Annotated in this window: 14 protein-coding genes; 4 read left to right on the top strand and 10 right to left on the bottom strand. The window is 62.0% G+C overall.

The genetic code is table 11. From position 1 onward, the window contains the following. Positions 1-108 precede the first annotated feature (108 nt). The 8 genes from pheT to infC form a co-directional block, all read right to left on the bottom strand. On the bottom strand, positions 109-2,544 hold the full coding sequence (gene pheT / locus ACODTZ_RS08080; RefSeq protein WP_489025071.1) for a phenylalanine--tRNA ligase subunit beta: 2,436 nt from the start codon (positions 2,542-2,544) through the stop codon (positions 109-111). 44 nt (positions 2,545-2,588) lie between these two features. Continuing rightward, on the bottom strand, positions 2,589-3,197 hold the full coding sequence (locus tag ACODTZ_RS08075; RefSeq protein ID WP_489025069.1) for a BrnA antitoxin family protein: 609 nt from the start codon (positions 3,195-3,197) through the stop codon (positions 2,589-2,591). After that, positions 3,148-3,429 (bottom strand): BrnT family toxin, encoded by a 282-nt coding sequence (locus tag ACODTZ_RS08070; RefSeq protein ID WP_112981655.1) that lies wholly within the window; start codon positions 3,427-3,429, stop codon positions 3,148-3,150. Before ACODTZ_RS08070 ends, ACODTZ_RS08075 begins: the two co-directional genes overlap by 50 nt. Positions 3,430-3,465: 36 nt before the next feature. After that, positions 3,466-4,548 carry a phenylalanine--tRNA ligase subunit alpha gene (pheS, locus tag ACODTZ_RS08065; RefSeq protein WP_489025067.1) on the bottom strand — a complete coding sequence of 361 codons (1,083 nt, stop codon included), beginning with the start codon at positions 4,546-4,548 and terminating at the stop codon, positions 3,466-3,468. A gap of 40 nt (positions 4,549-4,588) precedes the next feature. Then, complete coding sequence (locus tag ACODTZ_RS08060; protein ID WP_489025065.1) at positions 4,589-5,443, bottom strand: BUD32 family EKC/KEOPS complex subunit; 855 nt, start codon at positions 5,441-5,443, stop codon at positions 4,589-4,591. Between the two features lie 96 nt (positions 5,444-5,539). Then, positions 5,540-5,944, bottom strand: a complete 405-nt coding sequence (rplT, locus tag ACODTZ_RS08055; protein ID WP_018899276.1) for a 50S ribosomal protein L20 — start codon at positions 5,942-5,944, stop codon at positions 5,540-5,542. Between the two features lie 38 nt (positions 5,945-5,982). Then, positions 5,983-6,186 (bottom strand): 50S ribosomal protein L35, encoded by a 204-nt coding sequence (gene rpmI, locus ACODTZ_RS08050; RefSeq protein ID WP_007813308.1) that lies wholly within the window; start codon positions 6,184-6,186, stop codon positions 5,983-5,985. 356 nt (positions 6,187-6,542) lie between these two features. Continuing rightward, on the bottom strand, positions 6,543-7,079 hold the full coding sequence (infC, locus tag ACODTZ_RS08045; protein WP_037111403.1) for a translation initiation factor IF-3: 537 nt from the start codon (positions 7,077-7,079) through the stop codon (positions 6,543-6,545). A 175-nt stretch (positions 7,080-7,254) separates the two neighbouring features. On the opposite strand from infC, the gene ACODTZ_RS08040 reads away from it, so the two are divergent. Beyond that, positions 7,255-8,055: an alpha/beta hydrolase gene (locus ACODTZ_RS08040; protein ID WP_489025062.1), complete on the top strand. Its 801-nt coding sequence runs from the start codon at positions 7,255-7,257 to the stop codon at positions 8,053-8,055. Between the two features lie 238 nt (positions 8,056-8,293). Further along, positions 8,294-8,893 (top strand): transglutaminase-like cysteine peptidase, encoded by a 600-nt coding sequence (locus tag ACODTZ_RS08035; RefSeq protein WP_209232408.1) that lies wholly within the window; start codon positions 8,294-8,296, stop codon positions 8,891-8,893. 151 nt (positions 8,894-9,044) lie between these two features. Here ACODTZ_RS08035 and ACODTZ_RS08030 read toward each other — a convergent pair whose 3' ends face one another. After that, the gene (locus ACODTZ_RS08030) at positions 9,045-9,227 is read right to left on the bottom strand and encodes a hypothetical protein (protein ID WP_477928823.1); all 183 of its coding nucleotides are present in this window, start codon (positions 9,225-9,227) and stop codon (positions 9,045-9,047) included. Positions 9,228-9,423: 196 nt separating this feature from the next. Beyond that, positions 9,424-9,747, bottom strand: a complete 324-nt coding sequence (locus tag ACODTZ_RS08025; RefSeq protein WP_413395307.1) for a GCG_CRPN prefix-to-repeats domain-containing protein — start codon at positions 9,745-9,747, stop codon at positions 9,424-9,426. A 305-nt stretch (positions 9,748-10,052) separates the two neighbouring features. On the opposite strand from ACODTZ_RS08025, the gene ACODTZ_RS08020 reads away from it, so the two are divergent. Both ACODTZ_RS08020 and dnaK read left to right on the top strand, forming a co-directional pair. After that, positions 10,053-12,572 (top strand): transglycosylase domain-containing protein, encoded by a 2,520-nt coding sequence (locus tag ACODTZ_RS08020; protein ID WP_489025059.1) that lies wholly within the window; start codon positions 10,053-10,055, stop codon positions 12,570-12,572. Positions 12,573-12,808: 236 nt separating this feature from the next. Continuing rightward, positions 12,809-14,725: a molecular chaperone DnaK gene (gene dnaK / locus ACODTZ_RS08015; protein ID WP_489025058.1), complete on the top strand. Its 1,917-nt coding sequence runs from the start codon at positions 12,809-12,811 to the stop codon at positions 14,723-14,725. Positions 14,726-14,790: the final 65 nt, after the last annotated feature.

The raw sequence follows: 14,790 nt of genomic DNA, 5'->3' as shown, positions 1-14,790 counted from the left end.
AAGAGTCTCTCCGCCGCACCGACGCGCGTCGGCTGGATCCCCGCCACGAGGGCGAGGATGAGGGAGCGTTGGGGGCGACCGCTGAGGCAGATCGACCCGCCGATTTCATCAGCCGCGCAAGACGCCGCCGGTGACCTTGGTGACGCTGGCGACGATCTTCTGCGTCAGGGCCTCGAAATCCTCGTCGGTCAGCGTGCGCTCGACCGGCTGGATCTGCACCTCGATAGCAACCGACTTCTTGCCCTCGCCGACAGAGGCGCCCTCGAAGATATCGAAGACATTCACGCCGGCGACCAGCTTGCGGTCGGCGCCGGTCGCGGCCTTGATGATGGCGCCGGCCTCGACCGCCTTGTCGACGACGAAGGCGAAGTCGCGCTTGACGGCCTGGAACTGCGAGAGCTCCAGCGCCGGCTTGGTGCGGGTCGCCTTCTTCTTCGGCTCGGGCATGACGTCGAGATAGACCTCGAAGCCCGCGAGCGCGCCGGAGACATCGAGCGCCTCAAGCGTCGAGGGGTGGAACTCGCCGAAATAGCCGAGCACGACCTTCGGGCCCATCTTGATGGTGCCGGAGCGGCCGGGGTGGTACCATTCGGGACCGCCCTGCTCGACCTGGATGTTGGTCATCGGCAGGCCGCAGGCCTCTATCACGGCAAGCGCATCGGCCTTGGCGTCGAAGACGTCGACCGGCTTGCCGCCGCCCTTGGATGCATTCGACCACATGCGGCCGGAGCCCGCCATCGAGGCGGTGCCGCGACGGATGCCGCCGGCAACGCGGCGCTGGCCTTCCGGCCTGTCGTTCTCATAGGTGCCGGAGACTTCGAAGATCGCGACGTCACCATAGCCCTTGTCGGCATTGCGCTGGGCAGCCGTGAGCAGACCCGGCAGCAGCGAGGGGCGCATGTCGGACATTTCGGCTGCGATCGGGTTCGCGAGCTTCAGAGCCGGCGAACCACCGCCGAAGAGCTTCGCCTGATCTTCCGAAATGAAGGACCAGGTGACGGCTTCCAGCATGCCGCGCGAGGCAAGCGCGCGCTTGGCGGTGCGGGTGCGGATCTGCAGCGTCGTCAGGATGCGGCCGTTGACCTCGGTGTGGCTTTCCAGCGGCGCCGGCTTGATGTTGTCGACGCCATGGATGCGCATGACCTCTTCGACGAGATCGGCCTTGCCATCAACATCGGGACGCCAGGAGGGAACGGCGACCGAGACGCGTTCTCCGGAACCGGTGACCTTGAAGCCGAGGCGCGTCAGGATCTCGACGCTCTCTTCGGTCGAAACTTCGAGGCCCGTGAGACGCTTCACTTCCGAGAAGGGGAAGTCGACGATCTTGGGCTCGTAGCCCTTGTAGCCGACGATCTCGGCCTTGGCCGCCGTGCCGCCGCAGAATTCGAGCACCAGCTCGGTGGTGCGCTCGAGGCCGGGGACCATGTATTCCGGGTCGACGCCGCGCTCGAAACGGTAGCGGGCATCGGTGATGATGCCGAGACCACGGCCCGACTTGGCGATGTTCATCGGGTCCCAGAGCGCCGATTCGATCAGCACGTCGGTGGTGTTTTCATCGCAACCGGAATGCTCGCCGCCCATGATGCCGCCGATCGACTCGATGCCGCTTTCGTCGGCGATGACGACGTTGTTCGGGCCCAGCTTGTATTCACGCTGGTCGAGCGCCAGCACCGTCTCGCCATCCTTGGCGCGGCGAACGGTGAGGTTGCCCTTCACCTTGGCGGCGTCGAAGACGTGCATCGGGCGACCCTGGTCGAAGGTCATGTAGTTGGTGATGTCGACGAGCGCGTTGATCGGACGCAGACCGATCGCCGTCAGGCGCTGCTGCACCCACTTCGGGCTCGGGCCGTTCTTGACGCCGCGCACCAGGCGCAGGCCGAAGCCCGGGCAGAGCTTGTCGTCATCAAGATCGAGCGTCAGCTTGACCGGCGTTTCGCCTTCGACGGCAAACGACGGCGCGGGGCGCGTCTTCAGCGTGCCAAGGCCGGAAGCGGCCAGATCGCGGGCGATGCCGTAGATCGAGGTGCAATCCGGACGGTTCGGCGTCAGGTTGATCTCGATCATGGGATCGTCGAGATGGGCGTAGGCGGCGAAAGAGGTGCCGACCGGCGCATCCTCGGGCAGGTCGATGATGCCGTCATGGCTGTCGGACATGTTGAGCTCCTTTTCGGAGCACATCATGCCGTGGCTTTCGACACCGCGGATCTTACCGACGCCGAGCGTGACATCGATACCCGGCACATAATCGCCCGGCCGCGCCAGCGCGCCGACGAGGCCGGCGCGCGCGTTCGGCGCACCGCAGACGATCTGCAGCGGCTTGCCGCCGTTGATATCGGGACCGGCATCGACCGACAGAACCTTCAAACGGTCCGCTTCCGGATGCTTTTCAGCCGAAAGCACGCGGGCGATGACGAAGGGCTTGTAGGCCGCCTTGTCGTCGACATCCTCGACCTCAAGGCCGATCTCGGTCAGCCGCTTGCAGATTTCATCCAGTGTGGCGTCGGTCTCAAGATGATCCTTGAGCCAGGAAAGCGTGAATTTCATTGTGTTGTTCTCGTCTCAAATATCATCGAAAAAGTTCAGATTGTTCAGGCTGCGCGACCAGGCGCCCTGGCGCCGGGGGCTTTCCAGCCGAGAAGCAGCCCCTTGACGGAGACGCCTTCGTCCAGACCCGGCCACCAGACGCCGGAAAATTGCAGTTCGACCTTGGCGCGCACTTCGGCGGGTGCCGCGACCAGGAAGGGATACCACCAGAGCGGCGTCCTGATCTGCCTGCCATCCGCCAGCACGACATAGAGGAACTCGTCGTCGCAGCGGGCGGCCACCGGGCGTTTTTCGTCGTCAGCCGGACCCAGCGCATGCAGCGCGTCATTGATGCGGCCTTGCCAGCCGGGTCCCATCCTGCGGAAGTAATCGACCACGTCCTTGTCGAGGCGCAAACCGATGCGTTCCTTCACAGGCGCCTTTTGCGGACCGCGCTTGCCACGCGCCTTCTCCAAGACAGCGTCGAGTGCCGGCGTTTCCTGCAGCGACAGGATCGCTGCATCTCCGGCGTCACCGAAAGCGGGCGCATCCTCGCCGTGGGCGATCTCATAGTCGTCGAGTGAGATCAGACCCTTTCGGACATCGTCGAGCGTCGGAAGCGAACTACCGTTCGCCGCCCCGTCGCTCTTCGTAAATCTTCTGTTCGCGGTCATTCATCTTCCTCAGCGATATAACTCGAACCCGGCCCTCTCTCGGCGTCCAGCAGAAACAGCAGAGTGTGCCATCAAGCCGTCCATAGGAGTTGAAACGATCCTCTCCATAGTCTGCTCTGAGGTCCGGTACCGTGACGATACTGTCGGGATCGAAGCGTTCGACGTCGGCGAAATCCAGTCCTCGGTGCTGGAGGGTTATCTGACGTTTATCTTCGTCCCACTCCAGCTCCATTCCTAGCACACTCAGTTATTTGTGGCCACAATAAACTCAGCTGCTCAACCCGCCGAACAGCGTCGGCATGTCGAGTGGGCGGAAGCCGTAGTGGGTCATCCAGCGGACGTCGGCGTTGAAGAAGTCGCGCAGGTCGGGCATGCCGTATTTCAGCATGGCGATGCGGTCGAGGCCCATGCCCCAGGCAAAGCCCTGGTACTCGTTGGGATCGAGGCCGCCCGCGCGCAGCACGTTCGGGTGCACCATGCCGCAGCCCAAAATCTCCATCCAGTCGGTGCCTTCGCCGAACTTGACGATCGGGCCGGAGCGGTCGCACTGGATGTCGACCTCGAAGGACGGCTCCGTGAAAGGGAAGAAGGACGGGCGGAAGCGCATGGTGACGCTGTCGACCTCGAAGAAGGTCTTGCAGAACTCTTCCAGCACCCAGCGGATGTTGGCGACATTGGCCTTCTTGTCGACGACGAGGCCCTCGACCTGGTGGAACATCGGCGAGTGCGTCGCGTCCGAGTCCTGGCGATAGGTCTTGCCGGGGATGATGATGCGGATCGGCGGCTTCTGCGCTTCCATGGTGCGCACCTGCACCGGCGAGGTGTGCGTGCGCAGCACCTTGCGCTCGCCGTTCTCATCCGGATTGAAGAAGAAGGTGTCGTGCATCTCGCGGGCCGGATGGCCCTCGGGGAAATTCAGCGCCGTGAAGTTATAATAGTCGGTCTCGACATCGGGACCTTCGGCGATCGAGAAGCCCATGTCGGCGAAGATCGCGGTGATCTCGTCGACGATCTGGCTGATCGGGTGGATGCGGCCACGCTCGGCGGGCGAGGAGCGGACGGGGAGCGAGACGTCGACCGTCTCGGCCTTCAGGCGCGCATCGATCGCCGCCTTCTTGAGATCGGCCTTGCGGGCGTTGATCGCATCGGTCACCACAGTCTTCAGCGCGTTGATCGCAGCACCACGCGTCTGGCGCTCTTCAGGGGTCATCGAGCCCAGCGTCTTCAGGAGTTCGGAGACCGACCCCTTTTTGCCGAGGGCTGCGACGCGCACGGCTTCGATCGCCGGTTCATCGGCGGCGGCCGCGACATCGGACAGGAGTTGCTTTTCCAGGGTTGCGAGTTCGGTCATCTTTTCCTGCCTTCAGGGCGTCCAGTCTTTGAGGGACACTTCACGAAACATGCTTCAGATAGCTGGTCGCCACGATGAAACGTCGCAGATCACTACCCATGTGTACGCGGCCAATCAACCGGGCAGCCGACAAAAAGCCGCCGAGGAAGCCGGTAAGCTTGCGCAGTTCGGCAACGGCTGCCGGTGGCGCCACCTCGGCCCAGGCCTTGTAGGCCCGGTCGTGGGTTTCGCCGCCAAGCTTGGCGCGTGTGGCGACCTGCAAAAAGAGCAGCCAGATATCGCGCGCTTGGGCGACCTCAAGCGGCATCACCCGGTCGGGCTCTTCCTCGAAATCCATGAAGCCGACGCGGCCGTCCTTCAGGAACATGTCGCGCGGATAAGGGCGGCCATGGCACAGCCCCTTTGCATGCAGCCGTCCGAGTTCGCCGGCGCAATGGACGAGCATGTTGTCGTGGGCGACCGGATCGTTGTTCAGCACGTGATAGAGCTGGCGATCGACGGTCTCGCCGGCATCGCTGAAGACGACGGCAGCACCCGAGGAATAGATGACGCGGGCTGTCGGCACGTCTTGGGCTGAAAACTGGGCGATGCGGCGGATCTCGCGCGCCGCCATGCCCTCGTCGGCCAGAAGCGGCGACGGACGCAGGAAGGGGGCGCGGATGAGATTGGCGAGCATGCGCTGCAGCACCATCCAGCGCGAGGCGCGTTCGGTGCCATAGCGCTTGATCCAGACCGCACCGCTGGAGAGCGCGACACGCTCGACGCGCTTGGAGCCGCGCAGCAATGCCGCGAGCAGAACCGGAACGTCCTCCTCGCCCAGCCCGCCTTCGGCAAGCAGGTCGCGATCCGTCGTCGGGTGTCTCAGATCGTTGGCCAAATCTTGATCGTTCGCCACTTCAGGCGTCCCTATCCCGGTAAAACGAAGAAACCCGCGCAAGCCTTGCCAGCGCGGGTTTCAAATCATCGAAGCGAAGGTTCGAATAGCGCCGGCTTAGTTGACGGCTGCTTCAAACTCGTTCTTCGTGCCAGCGTCCTTCAGGTACTCGAGTGCCTTCTTGGAGGCAGCAACGAGCGCACCGAATGCTTCCGGCTCATGGATCGCCATGTCGGAGAGAACCTTACGGTCAACTTCGATGCCAGCCTTGTTCAGGCCGTCGATGAAGCGGCCGTAGGTCAGGCCGAATTCGCGGACAGCAGCGTTGATACGCTGGATCCAGAGTGCGCGGAAGTTACGCTTGTTGATCTTGCGGTCGCGGTAAGCGTACTGCTTCGAACGATCGACAGCAGCCTTGGCGGCGCGGATGGTGTTCTTGCGGCGGCCGTAGAAGCCCTTGGCCTGCTTCAGAACCTTCTTGTGCTTGGCGTGGGCGGTAACGCCTCTCTTTACACGTGCCATTTCATGATCTCCTTAATCTATACGTTCGCGGAATAGTCTTAGAGACCGTTCGGCAGGTAATTCTTCACGACCTTGCGGCCATCCGGTTCTGCCAGAACCATGGTGCCACGTGCATCGCGAATGAACTTGTTGGAACGCTTGATCATGCCATGGCGCTTGCCAGCGGCTGCAGCCTTGACCTTGCCGGTCGCGGTGATCTTGAACCGCTTCTTGGCGGAGGACTTCGTCTTCATCTTGGGCATTTTGCTACTCCGTTTCTGATCCCCCCACTTGGCCTAAAGAGACGGCTTCAAAAGAAGCCTTCTCGCGATGCCCGGTTGCCCGGTCGTCGCAACAAGTGCGGGAGCGTTTGTTGTTGATCTGCGGTCACGGTGACGAACCGTGCCGCAAGCATTCGAAACTGCCACGGCATGCCCTGCCGGTCAGTTCGGACGCGCGCTTATAACCGCAGTGTCATGAAAGTGCAACGGGGCGAGGAAGGAATCTTCCAGAGCCGCTTCGCCCCCCGCTCCTCGGGCGCCGATCGCCCTTTGTACCAGGGCAGAAATACAAAAGCCGCCCTCGCGGACGGCTTTGATACGAACGGTGGCGACGCGCCTTATTTGGGCGCGAGCACCATCATCATCTGGCGACCTTCGAGCTTGGGCTCGGCTTCGACCTTGGCGAACTCCAGCGTGTCGGCCTTGACCTGCTGCAGGAGCTTCATGCCGAGTTCCTGGTGGGCCATTTCGCGGCCGCGGAACTTCAGGGTCACCTTGACCTTGTCGCCTTCTTCGAAGAAGCGGCCCATCGCCTTCATCTTCACGTCATAGTCATGCGTGTCGATGTTCGGACGCATCTTGATTTCTTTGACTTCGACGATTTTCTGCTTCTTGCGCGCCTCGGCGGCCTTCTTCTGGTTGGCGTATTTCAGCTTGCCCAGATCGAGGATCTTGCACACAGGCGGTTCGGCGTTGGGGGAAATCTCAACGAGGTCGAGTCCGGCTTCTTCAGCCATTCTCAGGGCCTGGTCGGTCGCCACGACGCCCAAATTCTGTCCTTCAGCGTCGATCAGCTGAACTTTGGGAATGCGAATTTCCCTGTTCGAGCGCGGCCCATCCTTTACGGGCGCGTCGTTCTTAAACGGTCTGCGAATGGTCGTATTCTCCTCGCGTTGTTTCGGATTGCTGCAGCGGATCGCCTCTATATAAGGAAGACGACCGTGTTTCGCCATCGCTGCAACGAAGTCATTAGCACGCTTTAGCGGAAAAATCACCTGCTGTCAGCCTGTCAAGAATCTGTTTTATAGGCCGAAACAAAGGAGTTTCGCCATGTCCGACGCCAATATCGCCCCTCAGCACCAATTTCTGACCGTCGGCGAGGGGCTGGCGGCGCGAGAGATCGCCTATATCGCCCGCCCGGCTGCCGGCGACAAAACGGGGCCGACGCTGGTCTGGCTATCCGGATACCGCTCGGACATGAGCGGCAGCAAGGCCGTGGAGCTCGACCGGATGGCTGAAGAGACCGGGCTTGCCTGCATCCGCCTAGATTATTCCGGTCACGGGATCTCGGGCGGCGAATTCCGCGACGGCACGATTTCGCGCTGGCTCGAGGAGGCGATGGCCGTCGTCCTTCATCTCAATCCCGAACGCATCGTGGTCGTGGGCTCGTCGATGGGCGGCTGGATCGCGCTCCGGCTGGCGCAGGAGCTGGCAGCCAAAGCCGGCGCACCAAAGCTGGAAGGAATGGTGCTGATCGCGCCGGCGCCGGATTTCACCGAGGTCCTGATCGAGCCGAACCTCACCGAGAAAGAGAAGACATCGCTTGCCGAGCGCGGCTTCTTCGAGGAGCATTCGGAGTACAGCCCCGAGCCCAATATCTACACCCGCGCGCTGATCGAGGACGGCCGCGACAATCGGGTTCTGACCGGAATGATCGAGACCGGATGCCCGGTTCACATCCTGCAGGGCATGAAGGATCCCGACGTGCCCTATACGCATGCGATGACGCTGATCGAGCACCTTCCCGCCGACGATGTGGTGCTGACATTTATTCGTGATGGCGACCACCGCCTGTCGCGTCCACAGGACATCGAGCGCATGCTTGCGGCGGTAAAATCGCTGATCCGCTAGGACGCTGACGCCACACCGCAGCCGCACGGCCTGAAAATATAAATTCGTTTCAATGAGTTGGCAATAAACTGCTGCGCGCGGTGAGCGCGCGTAGCGCCCTGCCTTGTGCCAAATCCTAACGCATTTTAACCATATTGACCGCTTCTCACCCCCTCCTCAGAAGTAGTGATTGACTCCAAGCAGCCGTCTCCGTTAACTTTTTGTTAATAAATCAAGGGCGATGCAAGGGACAGTGGGCGTGCGGATCAAGGGTTTCCTGGTGGCCATGATGGCCATGTTTGCAATGTCGACCTCGGCTACGCCGGCATCGACCAACACTCTTTCGATGGTCGTCGGCGCCACCACCTCGCAGCCGATCGGCCATTACGAGTTTTGCCAGTCGCATCGCGAAGAATGTGGCGCAAACCGCAACGTCGCCGCCATGGAGATGACCGACGCCAAGTGGGCTCTCGTCCGCTCGGTCAATTCAAGCGTCAACACCACGATCATCCCGATGACCGATATGGAAGTCTACGGCAAGGAAGAAGTCTGGGCTTATCCGACGACCGCCGGCGACTGCGAGGACTATGCGCTTTTGAAGCGCCGCATCCTGATCCAGCGCGGCTTCTCCGCCGCCAATCTGCTGATGACCGTCGTGCGCAAGCCTGACGGCGAGGGTCACGCGATCCTGACGCTGCGCACCACCAAGGGCGATTTCGTCCTCGACAACCTGGCCTCCACCGTGAAGCCCTGGTTCGACACGCCCTATTCCTTCATCAAGCGCCAGTCGAGCGCCAATGCCGGCCGCTGGGTCACCATCGAGAATGGCCGCGACGTTCTGGTCGGCGCGCTGAAATAGATTTCAGATCTTCCCCAACGAAAAGCCCGACGCTCCTGAGAGACGCCGGGCCTGAATTCGATCGGCTCGTGTTGAGGGGAGACGGCCGATCTGCCGCGAGGCGTGTTGCCTCGCTTGGGTAGAAATGAGCGAAAGCGGAAATGGTTCCGCGTCACCAGCCGGAAGCTGTATTTTTGCCGGATGCCATCAGGTCGCGCATCGAGGCATAGGGGCCGTGCAGCATCTTCAGGCGGCTCTCCTCCATCTTCGACAGCCGATGACGGCGCGCGAAATCATGCACACTCCAGATCTCCCTGGGGCTGAAATCGTCTGCTGTTGCCGAATGGATGCTCATTGTCTGCCTGTTTGATGCGCTGGATGCGCGAATAAGAGGCGCAATCGCCGCGACATATGTCAGATTTATGACAAAGGCAACAAATGGCAGCCATGACAAAACAGCGCAGCTCGCCTGCCTTTGCCAAAGGCCCGCGTATACGAAAAAGGCCCGCGATGGCGGGCCTTTCGAGTGGTCAGTGCGATCGTTTGGTCGCTCAGTAGCGATAGCCGTAGCCGTCGCGTGCCCATGGCGGCGGGCGATGGCCGCGTTCATAGCGCCAGCCATAGCGCGGCGGCGGGCGGTGGCCCCAGCCGTAGTCGCGTTGGTAGCGGCGTTCGTAGCGCGGTGGCGGCGGGCGGCGCCAGTTCGGGCGGCAATCGCCCCAGGGGGTGACGTGGAAGCCACGGCCGCAGGCGTAGTCGACCTTGACGACATTGTTGTTTACGCCGCTCTGAACGGCACCCATCGGCATGGCTTCGGCAACCGTGGCAGTAAGCCCGGTCAGTGCGATCGCGATCGCGATAATTGTCTTGCGCATCTCTGCACCTCATTCCTTATGCAAGTCCCTTGCACGTGGATTAGAGGGCCGTTCTGGTGAACGGGAGCTGAACCAACAAAGGCATTATTGCGGCAAGCGACGCAGGGTAAAAACACTGTGTTCAAAAGCGTTTGCCTTTGGCTAACGAGGTCTTAACTCCCCCTTAAATCGCCGCATTTAAAGTTCAACCGGGTAAAGATGCGGCCAGCGTGATGCGGTCGCCGCAACCATCGGGCTTGAAGCCGGTGGATTGCGGGTTGGGGCAAACCTCGGTTTGCGATTGAAGCGAGGTTCAGCGGGCGTAAATGGCAGGCAGGGGCAGATCAGGCGATAGAATCGAACCATCCTTCAGCGGGCGCGAGCGCCGCGACGATGGCGATGATTTCGCGCTCGGCGCCGATGACCGCGTCGCCGGCGGCGGACGCCCCGTCAAGCGCACGGCGCAGAAGTCCGCCCCACGCCGCGAACCGCCTGCAAGGCGCGAACCCGATTCCGCCCGCTATGAAGATGATTACGACGACGAACCGCGCTACCGTGAGCCGCCGCGCCGCCGCAATGGCGGTGGTGGTGGTAATGGCGGTAAGCGCCGGCGGCCGGCGCGCGAGGGGCTCGGCTTCTTCGGCCTCATCCGCCGCATGGTCTACTGGTGCATCGTGCTCGGCATCTGGGCGGGCATCGGGGTAACCGGTCTGGTCGTCTACTACGGCTCGCGCATGCCGAGCGCCAGCAGCTGGGAAATCCCCGCCCGTCCGCCCAACGTCAAGATCACCTCTGTCGACGGCAGCGTGATCGCCAATCGCGGCGCCACCGGCGGCGAAGCCTTGGCGCTGGAAGACATGTCGCCTTATATCCCCGAAGCGATCGTCGCCATCGAGGACCGGCGCTTCTATTCGCATTTCGGCGTCGATCCCATGGGCCTCGCCCGCGCCTTCGTCACCAACCTGACCTCGGGCCACATGGTCCAGGGCGGCTCGACGCTGACCCAGCAGCTCGCCAAGAACCTCTTCCTCTCGCCCGACCGCACTTTAGAGCGTAAAGTCCAGGAAGTGCTGCTGTCCTTCTGGCTCGAGCAGAAATACACCAAGGACCAGATCCTTGCGATGTACTTGAACCGCGTCTTCTTCGGCTCCAATGCCTATGGTGTGGAAGCTGCCTCGCGGCGCTATTTCAACAAGTCCGCGCGCGATGTGAACCTCGGCGAGGCGGCACTGCTCGCCGGTCTCGTCAAGGCGCCGTCGCGCCTGTCGCCGGCGCGTGATCCGCAGGCCGCCAACGACCGCGCCCAGGTGGTGCTGCAGGCCATGCGCGACCAGGGCATGATCTCCGACGACGAGGTCAAGACCGCGATGTCGCAGACACCCGCCAAGGCGAAGCGCTACTGGGATGGAGCCGGTCATTATGTTGCCGACATGGTCATGGACGAGCTTCCGGCGCTGATCGGCGACGTCAAGGAAGACATCGTCGTCGACACCACCATCGACAAGACGCTGGAAAAGCGCGCCGAACAGTCGCTCAACGACGTGCTCGGCAAGGACGGCGCCAAGCTCGATGCCTCGCAGGCAGCGCTCGTCTCGATCGACGGCACCGGCGCGATCCGCGCTTTGGTCGGCGGTCGCGATTATGCCGACAGCCAGTTCAACCGCGCGGTCAAGGCCAAGCGTCAGCCGGGATCCTCCTTCAAGCCTTTCGTCTATGCCGCGGCACTCGAAAAGGGTCTGACGCCGTTCTCGGTCTTCAACGACGCGCCCATCCGCATCGGCGACTGGACACCGGAGAATTACGAGAAGAAGTATAATGGCGAGGTGACGCTGGCGACAGCGCTCGCGAAATCGCTGAACACGGTCGCCGCCCAGCTGGTCATGTATGACGGCCCCGATCAGGTCATCAAGCTCGCCCACCGCCTCGGCATCGAGAGCGAGCTGCAGTCGAACGCCTCGATCGCGCTCGGCACCTCGGAAGTGTCGCTGACGGAACTGACGGGCGCCTATGCCGCCTTCATGAATGGCGGCTACAAGGCGACGCCGCATGTCATCCGCCGCGTGACGACGGCCGATGGCAGCAAGGTTCTCTACGAAAACACCTATGACAACCCGCCGCGCGTTCTCTCCGAGGCGGTCGCCGCCAACATGAACGCGATGATGATCGGCGTCGTCGAGCAGGGAACGGGCAAGGCCGCGAAGATCCCCGGCTGGCAGGTCGCCGGCAAGAGCGGAACGACGCAGAACTCCCGCGACGCCCTCTTCGTCGGCTTCACCAGCAATCTCACGACGGGCGTCTGGTTCGGCAATGACGACGGCAAGCCGATGAAGAAGGTCACCGGTGGTGGTCTTCCCGCCAAGGCCTGGCAGGAATTCATGGTCGCCGCACACAAGGGGCTGTCGCCGGCGCCGCTCTTCGGCAACGGCCAGTTCGTCAATCCGGCAGCACCCATCGATAACGGCCAGCCGATGGCATCCAACGATCCGAACATGCAGCCGAACATGCAGGGCGGCATGCCCAACGACATGAATGGCAACATGACCGGATCGACCGGTGGCATGCAGCCGCCCGTCGAGGAGCAGGGCACCATCGGCAGCATCATTTCGGGCGTCTTCGGTGGCGGCGGTAACGACCAGCGGAGCCAGTATCCGCAGGCGCCGGTGCGCCGTGGCGGCCAGCAGCAGCCTCCGGTTTATGGCGGTCCGGTACCGCCTGCCGACGTCGCTCAGGACGAGGGTTATGGCTATGGAAATGCGCTACCGCCGGGCGATGTCGGGGGCGGTCCGCAGCACCAGCCGTACCAGCCGCGCCGCACCACGCTTCTCGACCTGATCATGGGTGAGTAAACGCTTTGCCGCGCAACAAAAAACGTGCCTTCGGGCGCGCGGCGAAAATTAATTGCTGTTGGCTTCTTTTGCTGGTTTTCAGGACATTTCCCGCCTTGCAGTCGCGAAAACCCGTCCTTATATACGCCGCATCACCGCAATCACGATTGCGTCAAACGTAGAGACCCATCCCGTAAGGGGCTGTCATCGAAATGCCTTCCCGGGGTTCAGACAGCTTGCTTCAAGGAGTAAATGACATGGCAAAAGTAATTGGTATCGACCTTGGAACGACAAATTCCTGCGTCGCTGTCATGGACGGCAAGGACGCAAAGGTCATCGAGAACGCCGAAGGTGCGCGCACCACGCCTTCGATCGTTGCATTTTCCGAAGATGGCGAGCGCCTCGTCGGTCAGCCGGCCAAGCGCCAGGCAGTCACCAACCCCACGGACACGCTGTTCGCAGTGAAGCGCCTCATCGGCCGCCGCTACGACGATCCGACGGTTGAAAAGGACAAGGGCCTCGTTCCCTTCGAGATCACCAAGGGCGACAACGGCGACGCATGGGTCAAGGCCCGCGGCACCGGCTATTCGCCTGCCCAGATCTCCGCGATGATCCTTCAGAAGATGAAGGAAACCGCTGAATCCTACCTCGGTGAAAAGGTCGAAAAGGCCGTCATCACCGTTCCCGCATACTTCAACGACGCACAGCGCCAGGCAACCAAGGATGCCGGCCGTATCGCTGGCCTCGAAGTTCTGCGCATCATCAACGAGCCGACGGCGGCAGCGCTTGCCTACGGTCTCGACAAGAAGGACGGCAAGACGATCGCCGTTTACGACTTGGGTGGCGGTACCTTCGATATCTCGATCCTCGAAATCGGCGACGGCGTCTTCGAAGTGAAGTCCACCAACGGCGATACGTTCCTCGGCGGTGAAGACTTCGACATGCGTCTCGTCGAATACCTCGTTGCCGAGTTCAAGAAGGACAACGGCATCGACCTCAAGGGCGACAAGCTTGCTCTGCAGCGCCTCAAGGAAGCTGCTGAAAAGGCCAAGATCGAACTGTCTTCGTCGCAGCAGACCGAAATCAACCTGCCGTTCATCACGGCCGATGCAACCGGTCCGAAGCACCTGACGCTGAAGCTGACCCGCGCCAAGCTCGAAAGCCTGGTCGACGATCTCGTCCAGCGCACCATCGCGCCGTGCAAGGCAGCCCTCAAGGATGCCGGCGTAACGCCAGCCGAGATCGATGAAGTCGTTCTGGTCGGTGGCATGAGCCGCATGCCGAAGGTGCAGGAAGTCGTCAAGCAGCTGTTCGGCAAGGAGCCGCACAAGGGCGTAAACCCGGATGAAGTCGTCGCTCTCGGCGCCGCCATCCAGGCCGGCGTTCTCCAGGGCGACGTCAAGGACGTTCTGCTTCTCGACGTAACCCCGCTGTCTCTCGGCATCGAAACGCTGGGTGGCGTCTTCACCCGTCTGATCGAGCGTAACACCACGATCCCGACGAAGAAGAGCCAGACCTTCTCGACCGCCGACGACAACCAGTCCGCCGTCACCATCCGCGTTTCGCAGGGCGAGCGCGAAATGGCTGCCGACAACAAGCTGCTCGGCCAGTTCGACCTCGTTGGCCTGCCGCCGGCACCACGTGGCGTTCCGCAGATCGAAGTCACCTTCGATATCGACGCCAACGGCATCGTGCAGGTTTCGGCCAAGGACAAGGGCACCGGCAAGGAACAGCAGATCCGCATCCAGGCCTCTGGTGGTCTCTCCGACGCCGACATCGAAAAGATGGTCAAGGACGCCGAAGCCAATGCTGAAGCCGACAAGAAGCGTCGCGAAGGCGTTGAAGCCAAGAACCAGGCCGAAAGCCTGATCCACTCCAGCGAGAAGTCGCTGAAGGATTACGGCGACAAGGTCACCGAGGCCGATCGCACCGCGATCTCCGACGCGATTGCCGCTCTGAAGTCTTCTGTCGAAGCAACCGAGCCGGACGCCGAGGACATCAAGGCGAAGACCCAGACCCTCATGGAAGTTTCCATGAAGCTCGGTCAGGCGATCTACGAAGCGCAGCAGGCTGAAGGTGGCGCGGAAGACGCTTCCGCCGAAGCCGGCGATGACAATGTCGTCGATGCCGACTACGAAGAAGTCAAGGACGACGACCGCAAGAAGTCCGCGTAAGCGGCTCGCAACGGTCACGTTTGAAACTGACATTCCGGCTGCTCACCATGGCAGCCGGAAATCCA

This window comes from Rhizobium sp. FG113 (genome assembly GCF_057809895.1).
This window is presented reverse-complemented; position numbering and strand designations above follow the sequence as displayed.

Coding starts and splice junctions, on each gene's coding strand:
- pheT (WP_489025071.1), bottom strand. CDS start 2,544: ATGAAATTCACGCTTTCCTGGCTCAAGGATCATCTTGAGACCGACGCC.
- ACODTZ_RS08075 (WP_489025069.1), bottom strand. CDS start 3,197: ATGACCGCGAACAGAAGATTTACGAAGAGCGACGGGGCGGCGAACGGT.
- ACODTZ_RS08070 (WP_112981655.1), bottom strand. CDS start 3,429: ATGGAGCTGGAGTGGGACGAAGATAAACGTCAGATAACCCTCCAGCAC.
- pheS (WP_489025067.1), bottom strand. CDS start 4,548: ATGACCGAACTCGCAACCCTGGAAAAGCAACTCCTGTCCGATGTCGCG.
- rplT (WP_018899276.1), bottom strand. CDS start 5,944: ATGGCACGTGTAAAGAGAGGCGTTACCGCCCACGCCAAGCACAAGAAG.
- rpmI (WP_007813308.1), bottom strand. CDS start 6,186: ATGCCCAAGATGAAGACGAAGTCCTCCGCCAAGAAGCGGTTCAAGATC.
- ACODTZ_RS08040 (WP_489025062.1), top strand. CDS start 7,255: ATGTCCGACGCCAATATCGCCCCTCAGCACCAATTTCTGACCGTCGGC.
- ACODTZ_RS08030 (WP_477928823.1), bottom strand. CDS start 9,227: ATGAGCATCCATTCGGCAACAGCAGACGATTTCAGCCCCAGGGAGATC.
- ACODTZ_RS08025 (WP_413395307.1), bottom strand. CDS start 9,747: ATGCGCAAGACAATTATCGCGATCGCGATCGCACTGACCGGGCTTACT.
- ACODTZ_RS08020 (WP_489025059.1), top strand. CDS start 10,053: ATGGCAGGCAGGGGCAGATCAGGCGATAGAATCGAACCATCCTTCAGC.
- dnaK (WP_489025058.1), top strand. CDS start 12,809: ATGGCAAAAGTAATTGGTATCGACCTTGGAACGACAAATTCCTGCGTC.